This is a genomic window from Rufibacter sp. DG15C, assembly GCF_001577755.1.
GTDB lineage: Bacteria > Bacteroidota > Bacteroidia > Cytophagales > Hymenobacteraceae > Nibribacter.
In genome coordinates this window covers 3,030,572-3,055,957 of record NZ_CP010776.1, presented here as the reverse complement: position 1 = coordinate 3,055,957, position 25,386 = coordinate 3,030,572, and the positions used below count along the sequence as shown (strand labels likewise).

The following is a 25,386-nucleotide window of genomic DNA, read 5'->3' as shown; positions in this document are numbered from 1 at the left end:
TCACCCTTGATCCCTTAATTTTCTGTAAATTGCGGCCTTACTTAAGACTGATTCTGTGCTGGAGATCATCTATGAAGATGCGCAGTATGTGGCCATCAATAAACCCAATGGGTTGCTGGTACACAGGACACGCATAGCCGAAGAGAAAAAAGAGTTCGCGTTACAGCTGTTGCGCGACCAACTGGGCTACCGCCTGCATGCCGTTCACCGTCTGGACAGAGGAACCTCTGGCGTGTTGCTGTTTGCCAAAAGCCCCGAGGCCACAGCTCCTTTGGTGAAAGCCTTCACGGAGCGCCAGCCAGACAAAACCTATTTTGCCATTGTGCGCGGGTACGCCCCAGAAGAAGGAACCATTGACAGCCCCATTCGGCCAGATAAGGATCACCAGCACAAAGAAGCACAGGACGCCGTCACGCATTTCAAGTGCCTGGCCACGGTAGAGCTGCCCATTGCGGTAGGTCCCTACCAGACGGCACGCTATAGCTTGGTTAAGATTAAACCTGAAACGGGCAGAATGCACCAGATACGCAAGCATTTCGCGCATGCCCGGCACTACATTGTTGGAGACAAAAAACACGGAGACTGGCGTCATAACCGCATGTTTCTGGAGGAATTAAACAGCCCTACCCTTTTACTGCACGCCGCCTCGCTAAAGTTCGAGCACCCAGTTACAGGAGAAACCATTACCATTAAAGCATCCCTACCCGACAACTTCCGGCGTCTATGCCAGGAGTTTAACTGGGCTCCAGTGGTGGCGACCCAAGAAGAACTTCCGGAGCCATTACCTTCTCTAAGTTAGTCTAATGTTGGCGCAACGGTAAGCTGTTGGATGGTATCCAACCCATAGATATCATCTCTAAACTGGAGCACGCCTTGACCATCTACCCAACACGTAAAATACCGTATCTGAACCGCCACTGGCTTAGGCAAAAAGACGGTTCCATTGATTCCTTTTTGGGCTTGCAATGAAAAGGAAGAAGGTTTGCCCCAGTCTGGATTCATAAGATAGGCCGCCAACTTCTCTGGCTGTTCTACACGCACGCACCCATGGCTGTAGGCTCTTACCGGGTGGTCAAAAAGAGACTTGACGGGCGTGTCATGCAGGTAAATATGAAATGGGTTGTGGAAGATGAATTTCACCTTACCCAGCGCGTTCCAGGATCCGGGACTTTGGATGACGGTGAGGTCTTCAGGATTGACGGTTTTCCAGTGGATGCTGCTCACGCTCACCTGCACTTGCCTGCGTTTACCGTCTTTGTACAAGGCCATGTGGTTTTTTGCCAGATAGTTACGGTCTCTTCTTACCGCAGGTATTATCTCATTCTTGATGATGCTCTTGGGCACGTTCCAAGTGGGCCTTACCACCAGGTAACTGATCCTGCTGTTCACTTGCCGGGTTTGTAAGGCCTTTGTCCGCTGCCCCACTATCACCCTGGTCTGCCAAATGGTTTGTGCCTGGTTATTGAGAAGGTGCAAGCGGTAGTCAGGGATATTGACCAGCACCAAAGGATACGTGGTGACGGCATAGGCAGAGTCTTGCCAGCGGGCCAAGTTGACCATGATCTGCTGCACGCGCTGAGCGGGTGACACATTTAAGGCGGTCAAGGTTCTGCACCCAATGATGCCGTCTGCGGGTAAACCATGCCGCTTCTGAAAGCGCTTGACGGCGGCTACCAAATGCTCATCAAAAAAGCTGCTGTCCTGGGTGGCACACTGCGTCAAATCCTGGGTAAGGCACAACAGATTCCTGACCTTTGGCACAAACTTGTCTTGTGCACCCGGCTGTACACAGAGGTCCTCCGGAAACGCCAGCCAAGTACCCGTATTGATGATGGATTGATACTGTAGAAGTGCCTTTTGCAACGCCTGTTGTTGCGAAGCCGGCGTCATTGTCACTGCCTGCGCAAACAAAACACCATTAGCCAAAAGCATGATCAACACTACTAGAAAAATATGCCGGCGGTTCATGTTTTGGTGCTCTAAAGCAGTGATTTGCTTGTGATTGGCAGTTGTTTAGGCTGATATTTCTTAACAGGTAATTCCTATTACTTCTCTGCCTTAAATTGAGCTATAAGGACTATGGGTAGAGGTGCTTTCCCAACTCTTTTGATAAGGATTTTCTGGCAGGGTCAGCAAGGGAGATGTAGTATGGTAGATTAATTTTTTGGAAATACTGGAGTGGAAAAGCTCATCAAAGAACCCCCGTTTATGAATGGACACCGCCAGAACATCTGCCTGAGATTCTTCTACAAACGCGTGCAGACCCTCCAATACATCATGAATGCGCATCTGCGCGATGCTGTACACAACCTCAGGAAACTGCGAGGTGATGTCCTCCACCACCTGCGTGTCTGAGAGAATGTTCAGTTCCTTGTCATCTATCACATTGATGATGGACACCTTGGCCTGGAACAATTGGGCAATGGAAAATAGCTGTCTGAGAAAGACGCCTTCTTCGCTCTCAAAATCTGAGGCATAGGCAATGTGTTTTATCTGCTTAAACTGGGCAACGGCCGGAATAATCAACACCGGGCAAACAGCAGATTTACTAAACTCAGAAGAGTTGGTGCCAATCAGTTTGTCTAAGAAATTAGTAGCGCCGTGGGTACCCATTACCACCAGATCCACCTGATGAGTTTTCACCAGGTCATTCAAATCACCGGTCAGGTAACCATACTGGCATATGGTCTCTATGGCGAATTGATTGTTGTATTCTTGGCGAAGGTTGTTGGCCAGGGTGCCTAGTTCCAAAGAGAAGTCTTCTTCCAAGTGCATGTCTGGCGTGATTACCATGCCGCTTTCCAAAGGAGCGACCGGCAAATGGATGATATGAGCAATGATTATTTTGGCCTCTACCTGACTGGCCAAGCCCGCCGCATACCGCATGGCATTGTGGGCGTTTTTTGAGAAGTCTGTGGGAACTAGGATGGTTTTCATAGCGGTAGTATTGGCGTGAATAAACAGGTAAGGCTAACAGGATTATGGGTTCCTCTTCTACAAATCTCATTAAGAATGTTCGCCCAAATCATGACAATTGCCTTGAGCCAAGGTGACACTTATCATATACGTAATTCAAGCGCAGAGGCAGCAAGAAATACATGGAAATTCACCTATATACTAATACTAGAAACTAGAAACTAGAAGGGCGCTACCTTCATGCTTAAACCATCCGTTCATCCAAATCTACGCATAACCTTCAAGTAGTCAACGCGTTTCATTAACAGGGCAAATCTTGGTTCGCATGCCTACTCCACCATCCAATTCAAGGTTCTTATTAGAGCAATCACATACGCCAGAGCAAATAAATCATAGGTTGCTGCATGTGACAAAACACAGCTACCTAAAGGATTTTGTGTATGGAGCGGTAGACGGGGCCGTCACTACGTTTGCAGTGGTTTCTGGGGTGGCGGGCGCCCACCTCTCCCCTAAAATTGTCATCATTTTAGGCATGGCGAATCTGTTAGCGGATGGGTTTAGCATGGCAGTCAGTAATTACTTGGGCACCCAGACAGAAAAGCAGTTTCTGGAAAAAACCTTGGCAGAAGAATTGCGGCAGATGGAAGAGTACCCCGACGGTGAGAAAGAAGAAATACGGCAGATTTACGCCAAGAAAGGATTCACCGGCCAACTGCTAGAACAGGTGGTGGAAACGCTGGTAAAGGACAAGCAGATTTGGGCAGACACCATGCTGCAGGAAGAACACGGGCTCAGTTTGTTACCCGTTTCTGCCTGGAAAGCCGCCCTTGCCACCTTCACTGCTTTTCTATTAATCGGACTCATTCCGGTGGCACCATATCTATGGAATTATCTCTTCTCTGCACCGTTGCAAGCCCCTTTTTGGTGGAGTAGTGTGTGTACGGGTTTTGCCTTTTTCTTCATTGGCGCACTTAAAAGCAGGTTCGTCAATAAGCCTTGGTATTCCTCTGGGCTAGAGACATTACTGTTGGGTGGAGCTGCCGCAAGTTTGGCGTATGGCGTGGGGATGATTCTGGGAAATGCGTAAGAAGTTACTGAGTGCCGTTTTTGGCTTATATTCTAGAAAATAGCCCAAAAATGACACCAGGTGGGAAATGTTTTAAAAGATGGCATCCATCATAATCCTACCTGCTTTTTGTCATTGAGTTGACGGAATTCTTTCAGGAATTTGACTGCATGTTGCTTTTTGAGTACATGGCTAAAAAGTGATGTCCCAACTGCAGAATTACTTAATCTCTGAGGAGGTTGCTTACCGTAAATAGGAGGCTCGTTTTTGGCCTGTTTTCTGGAAAATAAGCCAAAAACGGAACATCCTTATTTAGCAAGAGAATGGCTGGCAAGTTGTTGGAGCTGGCAGAAACTGACTGTGTCAATTATGAAAGAAACTGCTACTGTCCCGCTCTTTCCGGTTGCCCCGCACGCCGCTTCTCCACAGGAGCTAGCCCATGAATTGCAGTCCCATTTACAGCATGGCCTAGCAGCAAATGAAATACCTGAAAGACAGCAAAAGTGGGGAAGAAATCAGCTAGCGCAACAGAAAAAAAAGAGCCTGTTTTTCCTGTTCCTTCGGCAGTTCAGTAGCCCTATCACCTACCTTCTGTTGGCGGCGGCTACGCTGTCATTTTTGTTTAGAGAATGGCTGGACGGCGCGGCCATTTTGATAGTCACCTTCATTAACGCGGGCATTGGTTTTTTCATGGAGTTCAACGCGGGCAAGTCCATGGAAGCGCTCCGCCAGATGGCCTTGGTGCCCGCCAAAGTCATACGGGACGGACAAGTGCAGGAAATCTCTTCAGAAGACGTGGTACCCGGGGATGTGCTCTTATTGGAGGCCGGCGACCTAGTGCCCGCCGATGCCCGCCTCTTCATGGTCGTGCAATTAGAAATCAATGAGTCGGCGCTTACGGGTGAGTCTTTGCCAGTTAGTAAACAGGAGGATGTCCTCTCAACTCAGATTCCAACGGTAGAAAAAACCAACATGGTCTTTAAGGGAAGTTACGTGACCAAAGGCAATGCGCACGCCTTGGTGACGGGCATTGGCTCCCATACCGAACTAGGGCAAGTGGCCACTCTCCTTCAGACCGCAGACCAAGGCATTACGCCTCTAGAAATAAAACTAGAGGTGTTTAGTCACAAACTCTTAAAGGTGACCATCGTGCTTTGCATCATAGTCATAGTAGCTGGCTTATGGCAAGACCGCTCCTGGACAGACAGCCTGGGCACCGCCATTGCGTTGGCGGTGGCAGCCATCCCAGAAGGTTTGAGCATTGTGGTGACGCTGGCTTTGGCGCAGGGAATGCTCAGGATGGCCAAGTACCAGGTCATCGTCAAGAAACTGTCGGCGGTAGAGACGCTGGGCGGCACCAATGTCATCTGCACGGACAAGACCGGCACGCTCACAAAAAACGAAATAGAAGTCAACACCTTGCTGATACCAGGCATGCATGAACCTGTGAAGGCAGAGGCACTCCTTCATCAGCAATTGCCAGCGTCTTCTTCCGATTATTTGCACTCAGGCCAAGATGACAATGTGCACCATATTCTGCGGGCCGCGGTGCTTTGCAATACCGCCTATTACACTGGAACGGGCCCGCAAGCAAAAGGCGTAGGCGATCCGGTGGAGGTGGGCTTGTTAAAGTTTGCCCAATCCACAGGCATTGAATTGGAGAAACTCAGGCAACAGTTTCCCAAAATGGCAGAAGAATCCTTCACCTCAGAAACCAAAGTGATGGGGACCCTGCACCAACTACCTACCGTTGCCATTCTCTACGCCAAAGGCGCCTTGGAGGAGTTGTTGTTGCAGTGCACGCAGATATTGCAAGACGGCAAAATTTCAGTGTTAACGCCAGAAAAGAAAACCTACTGGAAGGAGCAAGAAACCAATATGGCGCAGCAAGGACAAAAAGTACTGGCCTTCGCTTACAAAGAAACAGCCTTTACCCATACCTTGTCCATGGACGGGCTGATTTTCCTGGGTTTGGCAGGCTTGCTGGACCCGCCCCGGGAAGATGTAAAAAACGCCCTAGCCGAGTGCCGCAGCGCCGGCATTTGCGTGAAGATGATTACCGGAGACCATCCCTCCACGGCGCGGAACATTGCTGCCCAAGTGGGCATCACTAATGGGCAGACAGATTCCATTCCTGTGGTGCACGGCGCGCAAATGCCGGGGTATGCTGCCTTGACAACCGCTCAAAAACAGCAGTGGCTGGAGGCACCCATTTTTGCCAGGGTAAGCCCAAAGCAGAAGCTAGATTTAGTGGCCTTGCTACAAGCCAACCAAATGGTAGTGGGCATGACCGGCGATGGAGTGAATGATGCCCCTGCCCTACAAAAGGCCGACATTGGCATTGCCATGGGCATACGGGGCACCCAGGTAGCCCAAGAGGCCGCTGACATGGTGCTCAAAGACGATTCCTTCTCCTCTATTGTGCTGGCTATAAAACAAGGGCGCATCATCTTTGACAACATCAGGAAATTCGTGGTTTTCATGTTGTCCTGTAACTTAAGCGAGTTGCTGGTGGTGACCATGATCTCTTTGCTGGCCTTTCAGTTTCAATTGCTTCCCATCCAGATTCTGTTCATCAATTTAATCACAGATGTGTTACCAGCTTTGGCATTGGGGGCCGGGCCCGGCAACCCTGACATCATGCTACAGAAACCCAGACATTTAGAGGAACCAATCCTACAGCATGCCCATTGGGTTTCTTTGGTGGCATATGCAGCGATCATTGCCATGTGCGTGTTAGGGGCAGTTTCTTTTGGCCACCAGATCGTGTATGAAAACAGCGGCGCAGAGGCAGCCCACGCTAACAACATTCTCTTCCTCACCTTGATTCTGTGCCAGTTGTGGCATGTGTTCAACATGGGCAACAAGAACATCTCCTTCCTAAAAAATGAGGTAGTGACCAATCCTTATGTGTGGTATGCACTATTGGCTTGCGGCCTCATTTTACTGTTGGTCTTCTTGGTGCCACCTTTGGCAGCGGCCTTGGCTATTTCACCCATCAACCTACTGGATGTGGGCGTGTCCTTTGCCTTCAGCCTCTTGTCCTTCTTCCTTATTTTCTTGTTAAGAAAGGGGAATGTCATTTTGTAAAACGCCTGTCATGAAAAAGAACAAGCAAGACATCTACATCACCAAATCCTCTGGAGAATCTGCTCTCTTCTCTTACCACAAACTTAAACGGTCTCTGGCAGCGGCGGGTGCCACCCAACCCGTGATAGAGGACATCATTGCCCAGGTAGAGAATGACTTGTACCAAGGCATCTCCACCAAACTCATCTACAAGAAAGCCTTTAGCTTGTTAAAACGAAGACCTGGTGCTCTAGCGGCCCGCTACAAACTCAAGTCAGCTATCATGGAACTGGGCCCGGCGGGTTTTGCTTTTGAGCGTTTTGTGGGTGCGCTATTCCAATACAAGGGCTACCAGGTGGTGGTAAGCAGGATCTTGCAAGGCCGCTGTGTGCCCCATGAAGTGGATGTGATTGCCACCAAAGGCTTGGAGCAGCTCTTCATTGAGTGCAAGTTCCATAACCTACCCAACTACCAATGTGACGTCAAGATCCCTTTGTATGTGCATTCCAGGTTCAAAGACATTGAAGAAGAGCAGCGCAAAAAACCTGGTAACAAAAACCTTTCCTACCAAGGCTGGATTGTCACCAATACCCGCTTCTCTGTTGACGCCACCACCTATGGTACTTGTGCCGGCCTTCAGTTGCTGAGTTGGAACTACCCAGAAGGCCGCGGCCTCAAAGAGTTGGTGGAGCAAAGCGGCATTCATCCCATTACCAGCCTCACCTCCCTCACCCACGCCGAAAAACAGCACCTGCTGGAAGACAAAGTGGTCCTCTGCAAAGAATTATGCCAAGCGCCTGCCCTGTTAGAAGACCTGGGCATTGGCAGTGATCGTCTGAAACGCATTTTGCGGGAAGCCCATGACTTATGTGACCAATAACCATCCCATTTCTCTCTACTATGGATACCACCATTTCGCTACAATTCTTGGGTGCCGCCGGCACTGTCACTGGTTCCAAGTTCCTGCTCAAAACTCAAGGCAAGACCATACTCATTGACTGTGGCATGTTTCAGGGCATCAAGGAACTGCGGCTGCTCAACTGGGAAAACCCGCCTTTTAACCCACAAGAAATTGACCTGGTGCTGCTCACCCACGCCCACTTAGACCATACCGGCTCTCTTCCTAAACTGGTGCAACTGGGGTTTAGAGGCGAAGTCTGGGGCACAGACCCTACCCTGGACATAGCAGAAATCATCTTAAGAGACACGGGCAAGATTCAAGAGGAAGAAGCCAAGCAAGCTAATGAAAACGGCTACTCCAAACACCACCCTGCCTTGGCGTTTTATACCTTAAAGGAAGTGGATAAAACCATTCGGCAGTTTAGAATGAAGCCTTTGGACCACTGGATTACTATCACAGACAACCTCAAATGCCAATTCAGGTACAACGGTCATTTACTGGGGGCCACGTTTATTGAGCTGGAGGTAAACGGCAAGCGGATTGTGTTCTCTGGAGACATTGGCCGCACCCAAGATTGGCTGTTGCATGCGCCTCACAGACCAACCCAGGCAGACGTGCTGTTACTGGAAAGTACCTACGGCGACAAGCTCCATCCCAATGAAGACACCAAAGCCCGCCTGAAAGAAGTAGTCACCCATACCTTGTCCAAGAACGGGAGCTTGTTCATCCCAAGTTTTGCGGTGGAAAGGGCCCAGGCCCTCATGTACCTTCTATGGCAGCTCAAAAAAGAAAACGAACTGCCCAACATTCCTATCATCTTGGACACCCCCATGGGGGCAGACGTGCTCAAGGTATTTTACCAGTCCCTCTCTTGGCATAAGCTGTCTGCAGAAGAAACCCTCCAAATGTGCCAGGACTTCAGGATTGTGACGTCGTACAGAGAAACCTGGGAAATCATTGATCAGCGCAAACCCAAGATTGTCATTGCGGGCAGCGGCATGGTCACCGGGGGCCGCATTCTCACCTATTTGAGTAAATACCTGGAGGATGCCTCCACCTCCATTCTTTTAGCAGGGTACCAAGCTGAGGGAACGCGGGGCCGGGACCTGGAGGAAGGCGCGAAAGAGTTGAAAATCTTCGGAAAAATCTATCAGGTAAACGCAGAGGTCTTCTCCCTGGAAGGACTTTCTGGCCACGCAGACCAAAAGGAACTTTTGGACTGGCTCTCTGACCTTGAAACTCCACCCCGGCACCTGTTCTTAACCCACGGCGAACCAGATGCGCTTGCCGGTTTACAACAAAAGATAAAAGTCCAGTTAGGCTGGGAAAGCCATATCCCTACCCTCCTGGAACAGGTAGACATACAGCTATAAACGGCTCCTAAACTGACTTATACCAAACTACCTGAATGCTCTAAAACAGAATGGCCGGCTAGTAAATCTTTGTGTGGATTGTCCGCTAAGTGATGCTAAAATCCTGTACCTTTTAGCAATAAACTTGCTATGGAAAGAACTCTAAAAATTACAGGCAAAGGCACGCTGGCAGTGACCCCAGACATCATCATTCTCTCATTTGAGGCCGAAGCCCATAAATGGGAATATGAGAAAACGATTCTGTCCCTCAACAAAAAAGTGGAACAGTTGCGCGCGCTCTTAGAAGCCGAAGGAATTGCCAGAACCAGCCTCAAAACCAAGGATTTTAGAGTCAGGAAAGAGACCATCTATAACAAGACAACCAGCACCTATGACTTTAATGGTTTTGGCGCCTCGCATAGTTTAGAGGTAGAACTGCCTTTAGACAAAGAACTCATCAACCGGGTGCTTTCTAAAATCGCGAGCCATATAAAAGCACTGGATTTCAACATCGCTTTCGGGGTGAAGGACGCAGCCGCCCACCAACAGCAACTCCTCCAGCTGGCCATTTCCAAAGCAAAGGAGAATGCCACCATAATTGCCACCACCACCGGCGTAGAACTGCAAGAAATACTAGACATTGACTATTCCTTCCGGGAAATTGTGATACGGTCACAGCGCTACAGCAACGCCTTGTATGAGGCAGACATGATGATGGATGCCGCAGCCCCCTCCGTGGACTTTGAAGCCGATGACATCGACGTCAATGAAACCATCACCATTACCTGGCGAATAAGCTGACCAATCAGTATGATGCTTTGAAAAGCATTCAGAATTCTGAGTCGTTTTTAGCCTATTTCCTGGAAAATAGGCTAAAAACGACTGCTTAAACTTATGGATTTCCTTAGGGAAGATGCAATCTGCACGTCAGTAACAAGTGTTTCTTGAGGTTGAATAATAACACTAGTTACAGAAAACTCTAGCTTCGTTTTTGGCTTGTTTTCTGAGAAAGAAGCCAAAAACGAAGCTAGAGACATAGTGCCTTCTATTGGAAATTCAAGGCTGATTAGGAAAGACCTGCCAATTCTCATTAAGCTATCAAGGAAAGCTACCGCCTTCAACAGCAAGCAAATTCCATTGAAAGTAAAGACTCTAATGTTTCTCGCCGGGGTGGTAGGTGGCTTTGGCGCGCTTCTCTACGTCTTCCCGGTAATAGGCCACGTCCTTGAACTGCACGTCTGCATAGCGCTGGGCCTGGTCATTGAAATGCGGGGAAGCCGGGTCACCGCTTTGCCCGCCGGCCAGCAGTGACTTGGCCTTTACCTTCTCGCCAAACTCCACCACCGCTACAAAGCTGTTACCTAGGGTGCCGTACAAACGCTTGGTGTTATACGCCGCTGACCCGAACGACGCCAGGGCTCCCCAGTTCCCCGAAGCCATGCCAATAGGAATGCTGGGCAGCGCATCATTGAAGGTGGGTTTGATGTCACCGGTTAGCCGTTGGAAGCGGTTGATTTCGCCCCAGGGCGTGTTCCACTGACCAAAGTCCTTCTCTAGCTGCGCCACCGTCTGGGCAAACACGTCCAGCCGCTCCTGAGCTGGGGCTGTGTTGGCGTAGTAGGCCACGCGGTCCATGAGCGCCAGGCTTTTGGGGGCACTGCCACTCTTGAAAAGGTTGGTGGCATAGAAATGGGCCAAAGACATCGCTACAGATTCTTTAGACACGGCATAGTCCCAGCGGCGCATCACCTCTATAGCTTCCTTCAGTTTGGGGTCATTGGGTTTCTGCGTGTCATAGGCTTTCACCAGGCCCGGAATCAACACTTCAAAAGCCGGCAAGTACGGGTCATAGGCTAGCCTAATAAGTTTGTCCAGCGTCAGGTTGTCGGCTTTCTTGAGCAACCGAATGGCATGCACGCCTCTAAAGTTCTCTGGCGCCGGGGCCATGTACGCCGGATAATCTTCTTTTTTAGGGCTGTACTCGCCGGCCCCGGTAAAGGGAGTGGAGTTGCAGTTCTGAATCCAACCGTTGGGCGGGTTGATGATTCTGATGGTTTCCTCCAGGGGGTGCAGGCCCTGCCAGTCCGTTTTCGGGTTGCTGCCATCCACGGGCTTAGTGTAGTCAAAGGAGGTGTCGCGGCGCGGAAAGAAGTTGCCGTGGTAGTAGGCAATGTTGCCATCCGCATCAGCATAGACAGTTCCATTAGAGGAGTTGGTCCGCATCTGCATCATCTGGTTGAACTCCTTCAGGTTGCTTTGCTTGGTCCTTATAAAAGACTGAGTCAGGGCCTCTACCGGTTTCCACATGAGGGCGGTGGCCACCCATTTGTCCCCGTTTTGGTGCGTGATGGGGCCATGGTGGGTTTTGTAGGTGGTAAACATTTTTTGCTTCACCCCTTCGCCGGTTTTATAAGACAGGGTCACCTGCGAGGTAGTCACCGGCCGTTTCTCAGTACCGTATTTGTAAAACAGCTTACCTTCTTCTTTGGTAATGGTTTCTTCAAACTCATCAATGACATCTGTATACGCTGAGGTGTGCATCCAACCAGTCTTCTCGTTAAAGCCCTGGTAGATGAAGAATTGGCCCCACGTCACGGCTCCGTAGGCATTCAAACCTTCTTCGCTCACGGCGTGTACCTCTCCCCTGAAGAAGAAAGACGTGTGAGGGTTGATCAACAACATAGCCTTGCCAGAAGCCGTGTGCTTACCCGAAATGGTAAACCCGTTAGACCCTTTGGGCTCCTCTAGCATACCGGGTTTCAATAAACCGCTGCCCTTAGGAAGATAACCCATTGATTTGTCTGACTCATAAAAAGCCTTTACTCTGGCCGTAGAGATGCTTTCAATATCGCCGCCAATGGACCCTTCACTGAAGTACATGGGCATCCAGGGTTCAAAGCGAGTGAGCAGTTTGGGTTTTACTTCGGGGTGGGTGAGCAAGTAATAATTGATGCCGTCGGCAAAGGCCAGGCACAGGGCCTTGAGCCATTCGGGGCTGCGTTCATAGTTCTGGATGGCTTCTTCCTTGGACATGTAGAGTCGGGCCCTGAGGTCACTGTAGAGCATCTCCTCTCCTTCCACCTCGGCCAGGCGGCCAATAGCCCAGAGGTAGTTGCGCTCCACCCTGTTAAAATCATCCTCACACTGGGCATACAGCAGGCCAAACACCGCGTCGGCGTCTGTCTTGCCATACACATGCGGCACCCCGAAATCATCGCGCACAATGGTTACGCGCGCCGCCTGCTCTTTCCATCTTTTAAGCTCTTGCCCTGATGTAACCTGCTCCCTCACCGAGCAAGAAACTAGAAAAGAAAGCAGCAAGACGAAAGCGGTTATGTTCTTATGAATCTGTCTCATGGAGTGCCAGTTTTAGGTGTTACAATTTAAGTAGAATAGTCAGACATTGTATGCTTCTTCTATGCCAGTTAAAACCGTATGTACATTTAGTCATTAAATATCTAAGCGGACCAGAAGACTGCCTCACGTAGTCACGGGTCAGCATGTATGTTCGGATTTTGCTATCTTACTTACCACTAATCTTGCCTTTATGAAAAAACTCATAGCATTGGCTGTAGGCATAACCCTTTCACTGTCTGCCGCCGCCCAACAAACCCAGAAACCGCCTTTGCACGGCAAGAACTGGATGGCCATTACGGGTAAGCCCTTGGCCGCCACTGCTGGCGCCATAACGTTCCATCAAGGCGGCAACGCGGTAGATGCCGCATGCGCCATGCTAGCCGCTACCTGCACCATGTGGGACGTGTTGAGTTGGGGTGGCGAAACGCAGGCCCTCATCTACAACCCCAAGACCAAAAAGGTAATAGCCATCAATGCCATGGGTGTGGCGCCTACGGGTGCAACCCCTGAATTCTTCAAAAGCAAAGGCTATAATTTTCCGCCGGAGTTTGGTCCTTTGGCGGCCACCACGCCCGGCACGCCCGGCGGACTCATGCACATGCTGGCCAACTACGGCACGCTTAGTTTAGAGCAAGTGCTGGCTCCCGCCATGGACTTGGCGGCGGGTTATCCCATTGACGCGCAAACCGCCAACAGCATTGAGAGGGGCAAAGACAAAATCAAGGAATGGCCGTACAGCAAAAAAGTGTTTTTAACCCATGCCGGCGAGAAACGTGAAGCCCCCGAGGCCGGCGAGATCTTCGTGCAGAAGGATCTGCTCCAGACGCTCACCAAACTGGTAGAGACCGAACGCGCCGCGCTTAAGAAGGGAAAGAGCCGAAAAGACGCCATCCTGGCCGCCTATGACCGCTTCTATACTGGAGACATTGCCCAGGAGTTTGTGCGCGGATCCAAAGAACAAGGCGGCCTCATCACCCTGCAAGATCTGGCCAAATGGAAACCCCTGGAAGAAGAACCCTTAACCGTTAATTATAAGGGCATTGATGTGTACAAGTTACAGCAATGGACCCAAGGCCCCATGCTGCTGCAGGCCTTGAACATCCTGGAGAACTTTGACCTGAAGAAGATGGGCTTCAACAGCGCCCAGTACATACATACGGTGTATCAGGCCATGAGCCTGTCCTTTGCCGACCGTGATTTTTACTATGGTGATTCCAGGTTTGCTCCTGCTGAGCCCATGAAAGGTCTGTTGAGCGATGCCTACGCCAAGCAGCGCGCGAGTCTCATCCAAATGGACAAGAACAACCCGAACATTGGTCCCGGCGACCCTTACCCATTTGAAGGCAAAACCAATCCCTACCTGCAGTTGCTCAAAAACAGAGGCTATGAGATGGACACCACCAAACGCAACTTCGCGCCCAAGCACGACACGCGTAATGAATCTTCCTTAGCCGAATACCAGGAACGCCTGTGGTTGGGTACCACCACCGTTGAGGCCGCCGACAAGAAAGGTTGGGTAGTATCCATAACGCCCAGCGGCGGTTGGTTGCCTGCCACCATTGCGGGTAATACCGGCATTGGCATGAGCCAGCGCATGCAGAGCTTTGTGCTGGATGCGTCCTTGAATCCTTTTAACGTGGTGGAGCCCGGAAAGCGCCCCAGGGTGACTTTGACGCCATCCATGGCCCTGAAAGACGGCAAACCTTACCTTTCTTTCGCGGTGCAGGGCGGCGATACCCAGGAACAGAACCTGTTGCAGTTCTTCTTGAACATGGCCGAGTTTGGCATGACCGTGCAACAGGCCTCTGAGGCGGCCAACTTCAACACCAATCAACTGTGGCTCTCCTTGGGCGGCACCAAAACAGAGGATCGTAAACCCAAACCCGGGCAGATTCTCTTAAATGACACCACCCCCGAGGAAGTGCGCGCGCAACTGAAAAAAATGGGCTACATCATGAGCTTCGATGACCGCACCAGCGGCCCTATCAATGCCATCTATTTGGACTGGAAGCACGGCAGTCTCTGGGGCGGGTCCAGCAACCACGGCGAAGACTACGGCATAGGTTGGTAATCTCCCCTATAACTAATCACAGCTACCTATTTTCAGCCTAGCATAAAAAAGCCTCTCCTGTTGGGAGAGGCTTTTCGTTTAAAGTGTTTGGGCAAAAATTAATTCTATGGAACAGGCTCCCCTTATTCTAACCTTGGCCATAATGCCAGAGGCGCAGGCGTATTTTGACCAGTTACGGAAACAGCACTTCCCCAAGGAACGCAATTTCTTGGACGCCCATCTCACCCTCTTCCATCACCTAACCCTCCCTGAACAGGAACTTAGAGAAACCATCCTGAAAGGATGCCAGCGGCAAGCCAGCTTTCCATTGCAAGTGACAGGGCTCATGCCATTGGGAAGAGGAGTGGCTTTTAAGATAGAGAGCGAAACGCTTACTAACTTGCATGCACAGTTGCAACAGCGCTGGTTCTCATCCTTAACTGCCCAGGACCAACAAAAGCTGAGGCCGCACATCACGGTACAAAACAAGGTAACCCCTGAGGCGGCGAACGCTTTGTTGCAAACCTTAAGCAGCGATTTTCAGCCGTTTGTCACAGTTGCCACGGGCCTTACGCTGTGGCGGTACATGAACGGACCATGGGAGTTGTTGGAGCGATTTGACTTCCAAGGAAGATAGGTAAATCATGTCTTTTAGAAAGAGCCACGCTTTGGTTTAAAGGGACTCATTCTCTTGTGAGGGTTTGATGGCGGCAAACAACACCGGGCTGAAAAACCGAAGGTTCTCTATGACGCACGCCATGTTGTAGAACTTTGCAGGATCAATCTCACCGTTCTCTGCCATGGCCACCAGGATGTTTTCTAGGGCGTCTGCATAATGGGCGTCAAATTCTTGTTCGGTCATCATCAATAATATACCTTTTCTGGAACAGTAACACTTAGCTGCCCGCTATAATTTCATCACTTGGCCCATATGCTTTCGTTTTTTACCTCATTTCCAGAAAACAGGCAAAAAACGAAAGCATATGGAAGTTGAAGAAGCCCCCCTCCTCCCTCTGCTTTCAACAACTCCTCTTCCAGCCCGTAAACCAACAAGCACTATTGAGGCACATAACCACAGGAGATATGGAAAACAGTGGATATTCTTCAGGCAAGTACCACTTGCAGGAGCTAGGTGATAGTCAGTATGAGATTGCTAAAGGCGAGTCAGACATCAGGGGTTGGGACGTGGTGGACCTTCAGAACCAGTTTATAGGCAGAGTGCAGGAATTGGTCTATGACCAAGAGGCGCAGAAGGTGCGCTATGCGGTGCTGGACCTGGAGGGAAACCAAGTGAATCTGGCACTTAGGCTGGTGCTCGTCCCGGTGGGCATGACCGAACTTGAGCTAGAGACCAGGATGGTGATTCTTTCAAAAGTATCCTTATCACAACTGCAGGCTCTGCCTCCTTATGAGCGAGGTCAGTTAATCCAGCAAGTAGAAACCAGAGTGTTGCGGGTGTTCGCGGGAGAACCGTCCATTCAAATTGAGCAAAACAGGAACCAGCCGCTTACCAATACCACAGATATAGTAGGTACTGCACCACATGATTCTGATACCCAGTTTACCGACCAACACTTTCCGCAACAGATACCTTTTGAACACCATTTTACTGACGCAGACTTTGGCAGTTTTAAAGACGGCACTATTGACCTCACAGAAAAAATGGAGGTGGCTACGGTGACAAAAGTCCCTTATGTGGTGGAGGAAATTGAGGTGGGCAAAGAGGTGCAAGTACAAGAAGAGACCATCCATGAAACTGTAAGAAGAACCGAAATGAAAACAGAAAATTTAACTAATCCATTATTACAGCGGGGTCGCCCTTAAAATTTTCCCCTAATTAAAAGTAGCCATTATCTTAAAGCCTGTTCTTTGTCAATTATGACAAAGAACAGGCTTTATCTTTATAGTCTAATCTAATTCAATAAATAATATACATCTTACTAACTAAATATAGTATTATTTACCAACGCAATTTAAATCATTACAAATGAAGCATTCCAATTCATAGAAATGCTTTTAAACACCATCTTAGACACTATTTATTACCTAATCTTCTTCCTATCCTAAATACACCATTGCCACTAATTTATATAAAATACAATTTTTATATTACATTTCCAAACTTCAATAATTCTCCTTCGTTAAGCTGACAAACGGGAAAATGAAATGAATGACATGGAAAATCAAGAGAAGGAACCACTTCATAACAACCCATCCCATCTAAATTCAGATACCTCTCGGGCTCAGGCCACCAATATCACTATTCCGGTGATTGAAGAACGCGTGCAGGTAGAGAAAAGAGTGGTTGAGAAAGGTGCCGTCAGAATCACGAAAGTGGTGAGTGAGCAGGAGGTGCCCATCAACATACCCTTGCTGCAGGAGGAGCATGACATTCAGCGCATACCCGTGAATAAATATGTAGACACCCCACCACCACCCATCCGCTACGAAGGAGACACCATGATTATACCCATAGTGCAGGAGGTAATGGTGGTAGAGAAACGCCTGATGGTAATAGAAGAATTGCACATCACAAAAAATATAACGCAGACCCAAGACGTGCAGCAAGTGAACCTCCGCAAAGAAGAAATTAGGATAGAACGCATCTCCCCTGACGGAACTGATTCTGCGCAGAACCCACTGTAACCTCTGGTCACAGCCCCTTTTTTATTTGTTTATTTTTTCACCAATCAATCTAATATAAAACTATGGCACAGACAGTAATAGGAATATTCGACAATTCAGGAGAAGCACAAAGAGCAGTGCAAGAGTTAAAAGGCCTAGGCATTAGCAATGACCGCATAGACGTATCTACCGGTAGACAAGGTGCTGTTGGTTCTAGCTCAGGCACCACTGGAGCTACCAATTCGCATTTAGGGGACACTCGTGGTGAATCGTTAGCCCATGACGCCACAGACAATGATGGAATTTCAGGATTCTTCAAATCCCTGTTCTCAGATGATGATACTTCAGCCAGAGCTTATTCTAGTGTGGCCAGAACAAGTGAATGCATGGTAACTGTGCATGCCCAAAATAAGGAGGAAGCCCAACGTGCCGCCCGTGTTTTGGACCAGTACGGTTCTGTAGACTTAGACCAGCGTGCCTCTGAGTATGGCTTCAAATCCAGCGGTTGGACAGACAATGCCAGAACCAGCAACACCTCCATTCCCATCATTGAAGAAAATTTAGAGGTAGGTAAACGTGAAGTAGAGACCGGCGGCGCCCGTCTGCGCAGCAGGATTGTAGAGCGTCCGGTAGAAGAAAGTCTTCGTCTGCGCTCTGAGCACGTGCGCGTAGAACGCCATGCCGTGAATAGACCAGCCACCGACGCTGACTTTAACACCTTTAAAGAAGGTGATATTGAAATGCGCGAACGCGCTGAAGTACCAGTGGTTAATAAAAACGCCCGCGTGGTAGAAGAAGTATCCCTGGGCAAAGAGGTAAATGAGCACGAGGAAGTAATCAAAGACACCGTGCGTTCAACTGAGGTAAATGTGGACAAACTTAACAGCGCCACCACAGACCGTGACCGTTTGAACAATGACCCAACTAGAACCAGCGGCCTGGACAATGACCGTTCCACTAACATCTAATTGCATTAAATATTAGAAAGGTTAAGGCGGCTATTGCCAGACGGTAGCCGCCTTTATTATTCCTTCCTGTCATTGGTTTGGCAGGATTTACCCAATCCAGACAAAATAAAACTATGGCTGATTTAGATGTACAACCAAAGAGCGGCAGACCCTGGTGGCTGTGGCTTCTACTCGCTTTAATAGGACTTGCTTTATTATTTTTCTTGCTACGCGGCTGTGACCGTGAGGAAGAGGTAGACACCACCACTACCACCACTGAGACAACCACACAAACCTCTACCGCCGCAGAGGTAGATGATGACGATGACTGGAATAGTCTTGACCTGAACGCCCCGGTGGCCGCTTATGATGAAATCACGGACAAGGACATTGAGGTGCGTGGCAATGAGAACTACGCCGTGTATACCATGGATGAGACCATCCTCTTCGGGAGTGACAAAGCTGCCATTCAACCTGCCGCTGCAGATAAATTGAAACAGGTGGCGGCCTCTATCAACAAACGCTTTGCCGGTGGCCAGGTGCGCGTGTATGGGTATACAGATGCCCAAGGCAGCGCCAGCTATAACAAAGAGCTAGCAGAGGAGCGGACAAGAGCCGTGCAGACCTGGCTGGTGGACAACGGCGACGTGAACAAAGACAACGTCACGCTACACCCCGTTGGTGAATCCAATCCGGTGGCCTCCAATGCCACGGCAGAGGGACGCCAGCAGAACCGCAGAGTGCAGATTGTAGTCCGCAAATCTTAAGCGGCAAGATTCATCACCTTCATTTTTTAATTATTTAAAAACCGTACTGTACCCAGTACCGCAACCTATATACAACTATGGAAAGAGATTATTTTAACCCAAAAAGCAACCTACAAGAACTAGGTGGCAGTGACTATGAGATTGTAGACGATCAGCCTAACATCAAAGGCTGGACCGTAAAGAACCAGCAGGGCCAAACCATTGGCGAAGTAGAGGAGCTTATCTTTGACGTAAACGCCCGCAAAGTACGCTACATGGTGGTGGATTTAGAAGGCAGCATGCTGGATTTGGAGCCACGTGACGTTTTGGTACCCATTGGCATGGCGCAACTGCATGAATCTGATGATGACGTAATTCTTCCGTCTGTGACCGTAGAGCAGTTCAGAGCGTTGCCTACCTATGAGAAAGGTCACTTCGGGCGTGAGATAGAAGACTCTGTCAAGAACGTGTTTGAAGGCCTTGGCGCCGCTGCTGCGGGTGCCGCTGCCGCCGTTTCAGGTGCAGCCCATAAGGCCGCAGACGCCGTCACCGGTGACAATGACCGTGATGATGACTATTACAAAAATGACATGTACTCTGACCAGGCCTTCAAGCAGCGCCGTCCCACCGGCACTGAAGGCAAAAAGTCTATTCCCATCATTGAGGAGAATCTAGAGGTTGGGAAACGTGAAGTGGAAACCGGTGGCGTGCATGTGAGCAGCAGAATTGTGGAGCAGCCGGTAGAGGAGCACGTGCGACTGCGGGAAGAGCGCGTGGTAGTTGAACGCACTCCCGTAGATAGACCAGCCACTGACGCTGACATCAATTCCTTCAAAGAAGGCGAAATTAGCATGACGGAACGCGCCGAAGTACCGGTGGTTAATAAAGAAGCCCGCGTGGTAGAGGAAGTTTCTCTGGAGAAAGACGTGGAGGAACGCGAAGAGACCATCAGAGACACCGTGCGCTCCACTGAAGTGGATGTGGACAGACTAGATGACACTTCTGACCGCACCAGACTGGACTCAGACCGTGACAGAGACGGTGGTTTGGACAACGATAACCGAACCAGAATCTAGTTCATTCAGATTAGTTTATAGGTAAAAAGTCCGGCAAGAAAATTCTTGCCGGACTTTTTTGTGGCTTCTGTTTTTAGGCTCTTTTCCAGAAAACAGGCCAAAAACGGTTCTACTTAATGTATGACAACCTCACTTGCCTAGCACCGCTGCCAAGTCATGCCGGTAGGCCTCACTCAACGGAATTTCCTTGTTGTGGATGGTGACCTGGTGCCGTTCTACTTTGTCAATCTTGTCCAAGGCCACTAGGTAAGAACGGTGCACCCGCGCAAACTTCTCTTGGGGCAGCAGATTAATTGCCTCCGCGAAGGTGCTTCTGGAGAGGTGCTTCACCCCTTTCTCCATAGCAAATGTCACGTAATTGCCGGTGGCCTCCAGATACAGAATCTCGTCAAAACTCACCTTGATTTGCTCGTAGCCCGTTTTGATGTAGATATGGTCGGCGGCTTCTGGCGCATTCCTGAAATTGTACAGCTCATAGGCCTTGTTGCAACCTTTGATGAATCTGGACAAGGAGAAGGGCTTCAAGAGGTAGTCCACCGCGTCCAGTTCAAAACTGGTGACGGCGTGCTCTGAGTAGGCAGTGGTGAAAATGATGAGCGGCTTCTTCTGGAGGCTGGTCACAAACTCAAGCCCCGTAATGTCCGGCATTTTGATGTCCAGAAACACCAGGTCAATGGATTCTTTCTGTAGAAACTCCAGCGCCTTGAACGCGTCAGTGAAGCAGGCCACCAGCTCCAGGTACGGCACCTTAGAAGCCAAAGACCTGACTACTTCTAAGGCCATTGGTTCATCATCCACTGCAATTGCTCTCATGCTCTTCCTCTGTGTTTTCTGTCTCTTTCCTTAAAGCTACGCGAACCGCCGCCAGATTACAAGTCCAGGGTTAGGTGCACAAAAAACTCTTTGGCGGTTTCCCTGATGATGAGGTCGTGGCGCTTAGGGTACAGCAAGGCCAGCCGCTGTTTCACATTCTCCAGCCCCACGCCCGACTTATCCTTTTCAGGGTCCAAATCGCTTTTAGAATGAATGCTGTTGTAAACATCAAAGTAGAGCTTCTTCTGGTCACAGTGCAAGCTCACCCGTATCCAGGACTTGTTCTGCAGACTGATGCCGTGCTTGAACGCATTCTCCACAAAAGGTATCAAGAGCATAGGCGCGATGAACTTCTCTGCTAACACATCCTCAATGTTGGTCTGAATGAGAATGTCTGGCGACGTGGAGGTACGCAGGGACTGCAGCGCAATATAGTTGTTCAGGTACTCTACCTCCCGGGCCAAGAGGATTTTCTGCTGGTGGTTTTCATGGAGCATAAAGCGCATCATGTCGCCCAACATCTGGATGCCCTGCGCTGTGCGGTCGCTGTTCTCCTGCAAGGCGGTACCGTACAAGGTGTTCAAGGTATTGAACAGGAAGTGCGGATTAATCTGGGACCGAAGGAAGTCTAAGTTGGCGGCAGAATTACCCAATTCTTTTTTCAGGCCATGCACCACCTCTTGGCTTTTTGTGTGCCGCACGTACAGAAAATACGCCACCGGGAACGTGAAAAAGAACTGGAAAAACCCGCATATCACGCCCACTGCTATCCCAAAGTCGCCTCCATTACTGAAAATGACGGCTATGAGCGCAGCCGGAAAGAAGGAAAGAAAGGAAAAGAAGACCGAGAATAGCAGATAGCTCAAAAACGGTCTCTTCCTGGATAAGGCATCTGGTATAAGCTTGAAAAACGCAAAGCAGAACAAGGCCACGCTTATAGGACCAATGATGCCCCAGCCAATAATCGCCTCGCCCTCGGCCTCTCCAATGATGAGCAGGAACATGGTCACCATCCAGATGACAATGCCAATGAGGCCGTCGCGGGTCACAATCCGGTACTTTGACTGGATGGCCTCTGAGTTATTGAGCAGGTAAAAAACCGAGATTTTGATAGCGTAATACAACCCGAAGACAAAGACAAACCAGGCCGCCTGCAGGTAGCTTTTCTGGAAGTAGTTGTCTAAGGCCTGGTCTTCAGTAGCAAAGGTATGGAACAGATAATTTTTAGAGTGGGTCTCAATAACGCCAAACAAGAGGCCTAACACGGCAAATACCAGCACCAGGTAAAAGATGGGCAATTTCTTGTTTTCGCCGCCTACTAAATCTGGAAAAACCTTAAAGTTCAGGAACACAAACGTCACATATATCAGGGCGCACTCTGCCAGGTTAGGAAACAGGTAGTTGCCATAATAGTCAAAAGGCGTTCTGTGTTCCTTATATAACTCCTGTAAATAGTTAGACGAGTTATTGGCCATGGAGAAGGCAGCCAAAACAAATAAAATGGTAACCAGCCAGAACTCTAATTTTTTGAACTGCTCCTTATCGTTGAGGATTTCTTTCACGGATGTATTATTGGAAAGTACGGAAAGGTAAATATTTTCTGCCATGCTAGTCTAGTGTTAATGAATCTGAGATAAGCTTATACAAGAATAAGCGCCTTTTCCCTGGCCTGAAACTAAATGTGATGAACCCTTGGAAAAATGTGACGGATGGGAATATCCCGGAAATCTTAATCAAGAGAAAGGTGAAAAACATGGTAAATGAAAGCAAACGCATGAAATTATTTCTCAGCTGAGAGTCAATATTTCTGTGAATCTACTTCCTGGTCATTTTTGACCTGTTTCTAGGAAAACAGGCCAAAAACGAAACCAAGGCAGAGAAAAATCAGGATAATCACGGGCGTGAAATCTAGTTGGGCAGCTTATTCTTCGCTGCTGTTCTTAGCGTCATCATTGCTGATTTTCTTCTTTTTCTTAGGCTGGGGCTTGCCCGTCACCTTGCCAAATTTATAGCTGGCAAGCACGCGCACCTGGCGGTTGTAGATATAATTAGTGCCATTCTGGTCCACAGTAGGTGTGGTAAAGCTATTGCGCTGCTTGAGCCGCTCGTTGAAAGGATTGTCCACGCTCAGGCCAATGCTCCCGTTCTTCTTGAAAATCTCTTTTCTAACGGCAAAGGAATAAGCCGCATTGGCAGAGGCTTTTCCCTGCAAGGTCACTCTTCTGGAATTAAACTCGCCGGTCATCTGCGCGCTGAATCCGTTCTCAAAGGCGTAAGAGGTGTTCAGGTTCAGGCTGTACATCATGCTGGCATTGGCCGCCTTCAGCTCGGCAGAGACGCTCTCCAAGTCCACGTAGAAAACGTTCATGTTGCCGCTTATGCTCCCCTTTTTCAAGAACCGGGCGTTGCCGAACAAACTCATCCCGTAGCTGGCGTTGCGGCCAATGTTCCCGAAGCGGGTATAGTTTACGCCTCCAGCCGTAGGCACCACAAAGGCCTGAATGGAATTGTCGGTCTGGCGCAGGTAGAGCGAGGCGTTCACCGAGATGCCATTTTTGAAGAAAGTGCTGTAGCCCAGTTCATACGCATTGGTGATTTCGGCCTGCAGATTAGGATTGCCCACTTGAATGTTGAACGTGTCGGTGCGGTTCTCAAACGGGTTCAGGTAGCCCAACTGCGGCCGCTGGATGCGCTTGGTGTAGTTGAACTTGACCGTTTGGCTTTCACTCAGCTTACTAGAGATGGCCAGACTTGGGATGAAGTTGCCGTAGGTCTGTTTTACAGAGGTGTTGGTAGAGGCAAAGTCCCCGTCTACCTGCGTCATCTCATAGCGTGAGCCCAATTTAAAGGTGTACTTCTTGTTCAGGCTGAATTCATAGGTGGCATAGGCTGCCTCCACGTTCTGGTTGTAAGAGAAAATGTCTGTTCTGTTGGGCACTACGGCAAACGGCGCATCGGCCGGACTGGCCAGCAGGAACTGATAGTCACTTTCCACGTAGCGCAGAATGGCTTTGGCCCCCATTTCCAACAGGTGCTTATTCTTAAACGGGTGCGTGTAGTCTGCCTGCAACGTCTTCTCATCATTGTAGGCATCGTTCAGGAACTGCTCCCGCGTCACCAGCTGGCGGTCCTGGTTTTGGATGTCCGCGAAGTTGAAGTTCTGGCGGTCGCTTCGGCTCAGCAATCCCAGAATACTCAATTCCTGTCCAGGATTAGCCAATTGTTGGGTAAAGTCCAGGTTGATGTCATAGTTGGCGTTGTCAAAATCGCTTTTATTGATTCTGGTATTGGCCAGGGTAGTACCGTTGGTGAGGTACTGCGTGGAGGCCTGGGTGGTGGTGTAGGTAAACTCTCCGCCTTGGAATCGGATACCCCCTGATATGCTGCTCTTGGGCGTCAAGTCATAATCCAACCCAAACTGGTAGAGCTGGAACAAGCCTTCGCGTTTTCCGTCCATGACCTGGGTCAGGCGGTCCAGTCCTTCAATGCCTTTGTATTGGGTTTCGCGGGTGCTCTCCGTCGGGTTGTTGCGCCATTGGCGCCCAGCGGCCCCGTTGAAGCCAAACTTGCCTTTGCGGTAATTGAGGGTCCCGTTCATGTTGCTGATGCGGTTGCCGTACCCGGCGTTCACTATGCCGTTGATGCCTTGCAGGCTGTTCTTCTTGGTAATGATGTTGATGATGCCTGCCGTGCCCTCAGCGTCATACTTTGCGGATGGGCTGGTAATCACCTCCACACTCTTAATCAAATCTGCGGGAATCTGGCGCAGCGCGTCTGCCACGCTGGTAGCCATCATGGCGGATGGTTTGTTGTTGATGAGCACGCGTATGTTGGAGCTCCCGCGCAGGGACACGTTGCCGTCCATGTCCACGGTCAGACCCGGCACCTTCTTAAGCACTTCGCTGGCCGAGGTTCCGGCGTTGGTGATGTCTTTTTCGGCGTTGTACACCAGGCGGTCCACTTTGTCCTCTACCAAATCCTTCTCTCCTGTCACCGACACTTCCTGCAACACTTTAGAATCAGATTTCAGTGAAATGGCACCCACGTTCACTTCGTCTTTGTTGCCCAAAGAGATGTCTTCCACTGACTTGGTTTCATAGCCCAGAAAACTCACTAACAGCTTGTACTGTCCGGCGGCTAGGCGGGTCAAGGTGAATTTTCCCTTATCGTCTGAGATGGTGCCGTCCACTGTTTTGCCGGTGGCTTTGTCCACTAAAGATATAGTGGCAAACTCCACGGGCTCCTTGCCGGCCTCATCAAGGACCACGCCAGCAATCTTACTGTTACCTTTGGGAGCGGTGCTACCAGCTAAAGGAGAAACAACCGTAGCGGCAGGTTTGGAGGGCGGGGCTTGGGCTGACACCTGCTGGGTTGCCAATAAGCCCGAAACGGCTAAGAGTACTAACTTTTTCATAGAATACTTTTTGAGGTGGCTAACTGAACATTGCACATCACTTATTGGGTGGTC

The 25,386-nt window shown here is 49.6% G+C and carries 20 protein-coding genes; 13 read left to right on the top strand and 7 right to left on the bottom strand.

Annotated features, from left to right (window positions below):
* Positions 1-55 precede the first annotated feature (55 nt).
* Positions 56-799 (top strand): pseudouridine synthase, encoded by a 744-nt coding sequence (locus tag TH61_RS13015; protein ID WP_066510092.1) that lies wholly within the window; start codon positions 56-58, stop codon positions 797-799.
* Here the strand turns inward: TH61_RS13015 and TH61_RS13010 are convergent.
* Positions 796-1,968 (bottom strand): murein L,D-transpeptidase, encoded by a 1,173-nt coding sequence (locus TH61_RS13010; RefSeq protein WP_066510090.1) that lies wholly within the window; start codon positions 1,966-1,968, stop codon positions 796-798. The genes TH61_RS13015 and TH61_RS13010 overlap by 4 nt on opposite strands.
* Positions 1,969-2,058: 90 nt before the next feature.
* On the bottom strand, positions 2,059-2,937 hold the full coding sequence (locus TH61_RS13005) for a universal stress protein (protein WP_066510087.1): 879 nt from the start codon (positions 2,935-2,937) through the stop codon (positions 2,059-2,061).
* Between the two features lie 304 nt (positions 2,938-3,241).
* On the opposite strand from TH61_RS13005, the gene TH61_RS13000 reads away from it, so the two are divergent.
* From TH61_RS13000 to TH61_RS12980, 5 genes are all read left to right on the top strand, one after another.
* A complete protein-coding gene (locus TH61_RS13000) occupies positions 3,242-4,003 on the top strand; it encodes a VIT1/CCC1 transporter family protein (RefSeq protein ID WP_071887846.1) in 762 nt (253 codons plus the stop codon).
* A gap of 348 nt (positions 4,004-4,351) precedes the next feature.
* Positions 4,352-7,072, top strand: a complete 2,721-nt coding sequence (locus tag TH61_RS12995; RefSeq protein ID WP_066510085.1) for a cation-translocating P-type ATPase — start codon at positions 4,352-4,354, stop codon at positions 7,070-7,072.
* Positions 7,073-7,082: 10 nt separating this feature from the next.
* The gene (locus TH61_RS12990; RefSeq protein WP_066510084.1) at positions 7,083-7,931 is read left to right on the top strand and encodes a restriction endonuclease; all 849 of its coding nucleotides are present in this window, start codon (positions 7,083-7,085) and stop codon (positions 7,929-7,931) included.
* A 20-nt stretch (positions 7,932-7,951) separates the two neighbouring features.
* Positions 7,952-9,325: an MBL fold metallo-hydrolase RNA specificity domain-containing protein gene (locus TH61_RS12985; RefSeq protein WP_066510081.1), complete on the top strand. Its 1,374-nt coding sequence runs from the start codon at positions 7,952-7,954 to the stop codon at positions 9,323-9,325.
* A 129-nt stretch (positions 9,326-9,454) separates the two neighbouring features.
* Positions 9,455-10,105 (top strand): SIMPL domain-containing protein, encoded by a 651-nt coding sequence (locus tag TH61_RS12980; protein ID WP_066510076.1) that lies wholly within the window; start codon positions 9,455-9,457, stop codon positions 10,103-10,105.
* A gap of 351 nt (positions 10,106-10,456) precedes the next feature.
* Here TH61_RS12980 and TH61_RS12975 read toward each other — a convergent pair whose 3' ends face one another.
* Positions 10,457-12,661, bottom strand: coding sequence for an acylase (locus TH61_RS12975; protein WP_066510075.1), 2,205 nt, complete (start codon positions 12,659-12,661; stop codon positions 10,457-10,459).
* A 190-nt stretch (positions 12,662-12,851) separates the two neighbouring features.
* On the opposite strand from TH61_RS12975, the gene TH61_RS12970 reads away from it, so the two are divergent.
* Both TH61_RS12970 and TH61_RS12965 read left to right on the top strand, forming a co-directional pair.
* Positions 12,852-14,732, top strand: coding sequence for a gamma-glutamyltransferase family protein (locus TH61_RS12970; protein ID WP_066510074.1), 1,881 nt, complete (start codon positions 12,852-12,854; stop codon positions 14,730-14,732).
* A gap of 106 nt (positions 14,733-14,838) precedes the next feature.
* A complete protein-coding gene (locus tag TH61_RS12965; protein ID WP_066510072.1) occupies positions 14,839-15,348 on the top strand; it encodes a 2'-5' RNA ligase family protein in 510 nt (169 codons plus the stop codon).
* 36 nt (positions 15,349-15,384) lie between these two features.
* Here the strand turns inward: TH61_RS12965 and TH61_RS12960 are convergent, their stop codons facing one another.
* Positions 15,385-15,576: a hypothetical protein gene (locus tag TH61_RS12960; RefSeq protein WP_066510070.1), complete on the bottom strand. Its 192-nt coding sequence runs from the start codon at positions 15,574-15,576 to the stop codon at positions 15,385-15,387.
* Between the two features lie 218 nt (positions 15,577-15,794).
* Between TH61_RS12960 and TH61_RS12955 the strand changes: the two genes are divergently transcribed.
* The 5 genes from TH61_RS12955 (at position 15,795) to TH61_RS18025 (ending at position 20,105) form a co-directional block, all read left to right on the top strand.
* The gene (locus tag TH61_RS12955; protein WP_066510067.1) at positions 15,795-16,535 is read left to right on the top strand and encodes a PRC-barrel domain-containing protein; all 741 of its coding nucleotides are present in this window, start codon (positions 15,795-15,797) and stop codon (positions 16,533-16,535) included.
* 351 nt (positions 16,536-16,886) lie between these two features.
* Positions 16,887-17,357, top strand: coding sequence for a YsnF/AvaK domain-containing protein (locus tag TH61_RS12950; RefSeq protein WP_066512851.1), 471 nt, complete (start codon positions 16,887-16,889; stop codon positions 17,355-17,357).
* A gap of 62 nt (positions 17,358-17,419) precedes the next feature.
* Entirely contained in the window at positions 17,420-18,304 is an 885-nt protein-coding gene (locus TH61_RS12945) for a YsnF/AvaK domain-containing protein (protein WP_071887844.1), read from the top strand.
* Positions 18,305-18,417: 113 nt separating this feature from the next.
* The gene (locus TH61_RS12940) at positions 18,418-19,050 is read left to right on the top strand and encodes an OmpA family protein (protein ID WP_066510061.1); all 633 of its coding nucleotides are present in this window, start codon (positions 18,418-18,420) and stop codon (positions 19,048-19,050) included.
* A 77-nt stretch (positions 19,051-19,127) separates the two neighbouring features.
* Positions 19,128-20,105, top strand: coding sequence for a DUF2382 domain-containing protein (locus TH61_RS18025; RefSeq protein ID WP_231862219.1), 978 nt, complete (start codon positions 19,128-19,130; stop codon positions 20,103-20,105).
* A gap of 129 nt (positions 20,106-20,234) precedes the next feature.
* Here the strand turns inward: TH61_RS18025 and TH61_RS12930 are convergent, their stop codons facing one another.
* The 3 genes from TH61_RS12930 to TH61_RS12920 form a co-directional block, all read right to left on the bottom strand.
* Positions 20,235-20,918 carry a LytTR family DNA-binding domain-containing protein gene (locus TH61_RS12930; RefSeq protein WP_066510059.1) on the bottom strand — a complete coding sequence of 228 codons (684 nt, stop codon included), beginning with the start codon at positions 20,916-20,918 and terminating at the stop codon, positions 20,235-20,237.
* 56 nt (positions 20,919-20,974) lie between these two features.
* Entirely contained in the window at positions 20,975-22,525 is a 1,551-nt protein-coding gene (locus TH61_RS12925) for a sensor histidine kinase (protein WP_082780374.1), read from the bottom strand.
* Positions 22,526-22,839: 314 nt separating this feature from the next.
* Positions 22,840-25,332 carry an outer membrane beta-barrel family protein gene (locus TH61_RS12920; RefSeq protein WP_066510058.1) on the bottom strand — a complete coding sequence of 831 codons (2,493 nt, stop codon included), beginning with the start codon at positions 25,330-25,332 and terminating at the stop codon, positions 22,840-22,842.
* Between the last annotated feature and the right edge of the window lie 54 nt (positions 25,333-25,386).

What these genes read in the sequence shown, in the direction of transcription:
- TH61_RS12980 (WP_066510076.1), top strand. Translation starts at nt 9,455, where the DNA reads ATGGAAAGAACTCTAAAAATTACAGGCAAAGGCACGCTGGCAGTGACC.
- TH61_RS12955 (WP_066510067.1), top strand. Translation starts at nt 15,795, where the DNA reads ATGGAAAACAGTGGATATTCTTCAGGCAAGTACCACTTGCAGGAGCTA.
- TH61_RS12975 (WP_066510075.1), bottom strand. Translation starts at nt 12,661, where the DNA reads ATGAGACAGATTCATAAGAACATAACCGCTTTCGTCTTGCTGCTTTCT.
- TH61_RS18025 (WP_231862219.1), top strand. Translation starts at nt 19,128, where the DNA reads ATGGAAAGAGATTATTTTAACCCAAAAAGCAACCTACAAGAACTAGGT.
- TH61_RS12965 (WP_066510072.1), top strand. Translation starts at nt 14,839, where the DNA reads ATGGAACAGGCTCCCCTTATTCTAACCTTGGCCATAATGCCAGAGGCG.
- TH61_RS12940 (WP_066510061.1), top strand. Translation starts at nt 18,418, where the DNA reads ATGGCTGATTTAGATGTACAACCAAAGAGCGGCAGACCCTGGTGGCTG.
- TH61_RS12970 (WP_066510074.1), top strand. Translation starts at nt 12,852, where the DNA reads ATGAAAAAACTCATAGCATTGGCTGTAGGCATAACCCTTTCACTGTCT.
- TH61_RS13000 (WP_071887846.1), top strand. Translation starts at nt 3,242, where the DNA reads ATGCCTACTCCACCATCCAATTCAAGGTTCTTATTAGAGCAATCACAT.
- TH61_RS12930 (WP_066510059.1), bottom strand. Translation starts at nt 20,918, where the DNA reads ATGAGAGCAATTGCAGTGGATGATGAACCAATGGCCTTAGAAGTAGTC.
- TH61_RS13010 (WP_066510090.1), bottom strand. Translation starts at nt 1,968, where the DNA reads ATGAACCGCCGGCATATTTTTCTAGTAGTGTTGATCATGCTTTTGGCT.
- TH61_RS12990 (WP_066510084.1), top strand. Translation starts at nt 7,083, where the DNA reads ATGAAAAAGAACAAGCAAGACATCTACATCACCAAATCCTCTGGAGAA.
- TH61_RS12960 (WP_066510070.1), bottom strand. Translation starts at nt 15,576, where the DNA reads ATGATGACCGAACAAGAATTTGACGCCCATTATGCAGACGCCCTAGAA.
- TH61_RS12945 (WP_071887844.1), top strand. Translation starts at nt 17,420, where the DNA reads ATGGCACAGACAGTAATAGGAATATTCGACAATTCAGGAGAAGCACAA.
- TH61_RS12950 (WP_066512851.1), top strand. Translation starts at nt 16,887, where the DNA reads ATGGAAAATCAAGAGAAGGAACCACTTCATAACAACCCATCCCATCTA.
- TH61_RS12920 (WP_066510058.1), bottom strand. Translation starts at nt 25,332, where the DNA reads ATGAAAAAGTTAGTACTCTTAGCCGTTTCGGGCTTATTGGCAACCCAG.
- TH61_RS12985 (WP_066510081.1), top strand. Translation starts at nt 7,952, where the DNA reads ATGGATACCACCATTTCGCTACAATTCTTGGGTGCCGCCGGCACTGTC.
- TH61_RS12995 (WP_066510085.1), top strand. Translation starts at nt 4,352, where the DNA reads ATGAAAGAAACTGCTACTGTCCCGCTCTTTCCGGTTGCCCCGCACGCC.
- TH61_RS13005 (WP_066510087.1), bottom strand. Translation starts at nt 2,937, where the DNA reads ATGAAAACCATCCTAGTTCCCACAGACTTCTCAAAAAACGCCCACAAT.
- TH61_RS12925 (WP_082780374.1), bottom strand. Translation starts at nt 22,525, where the DNA reads ATGGCAGAAAATATTTACCTTTCCGTACTTTCCAATAATACATCCGTG.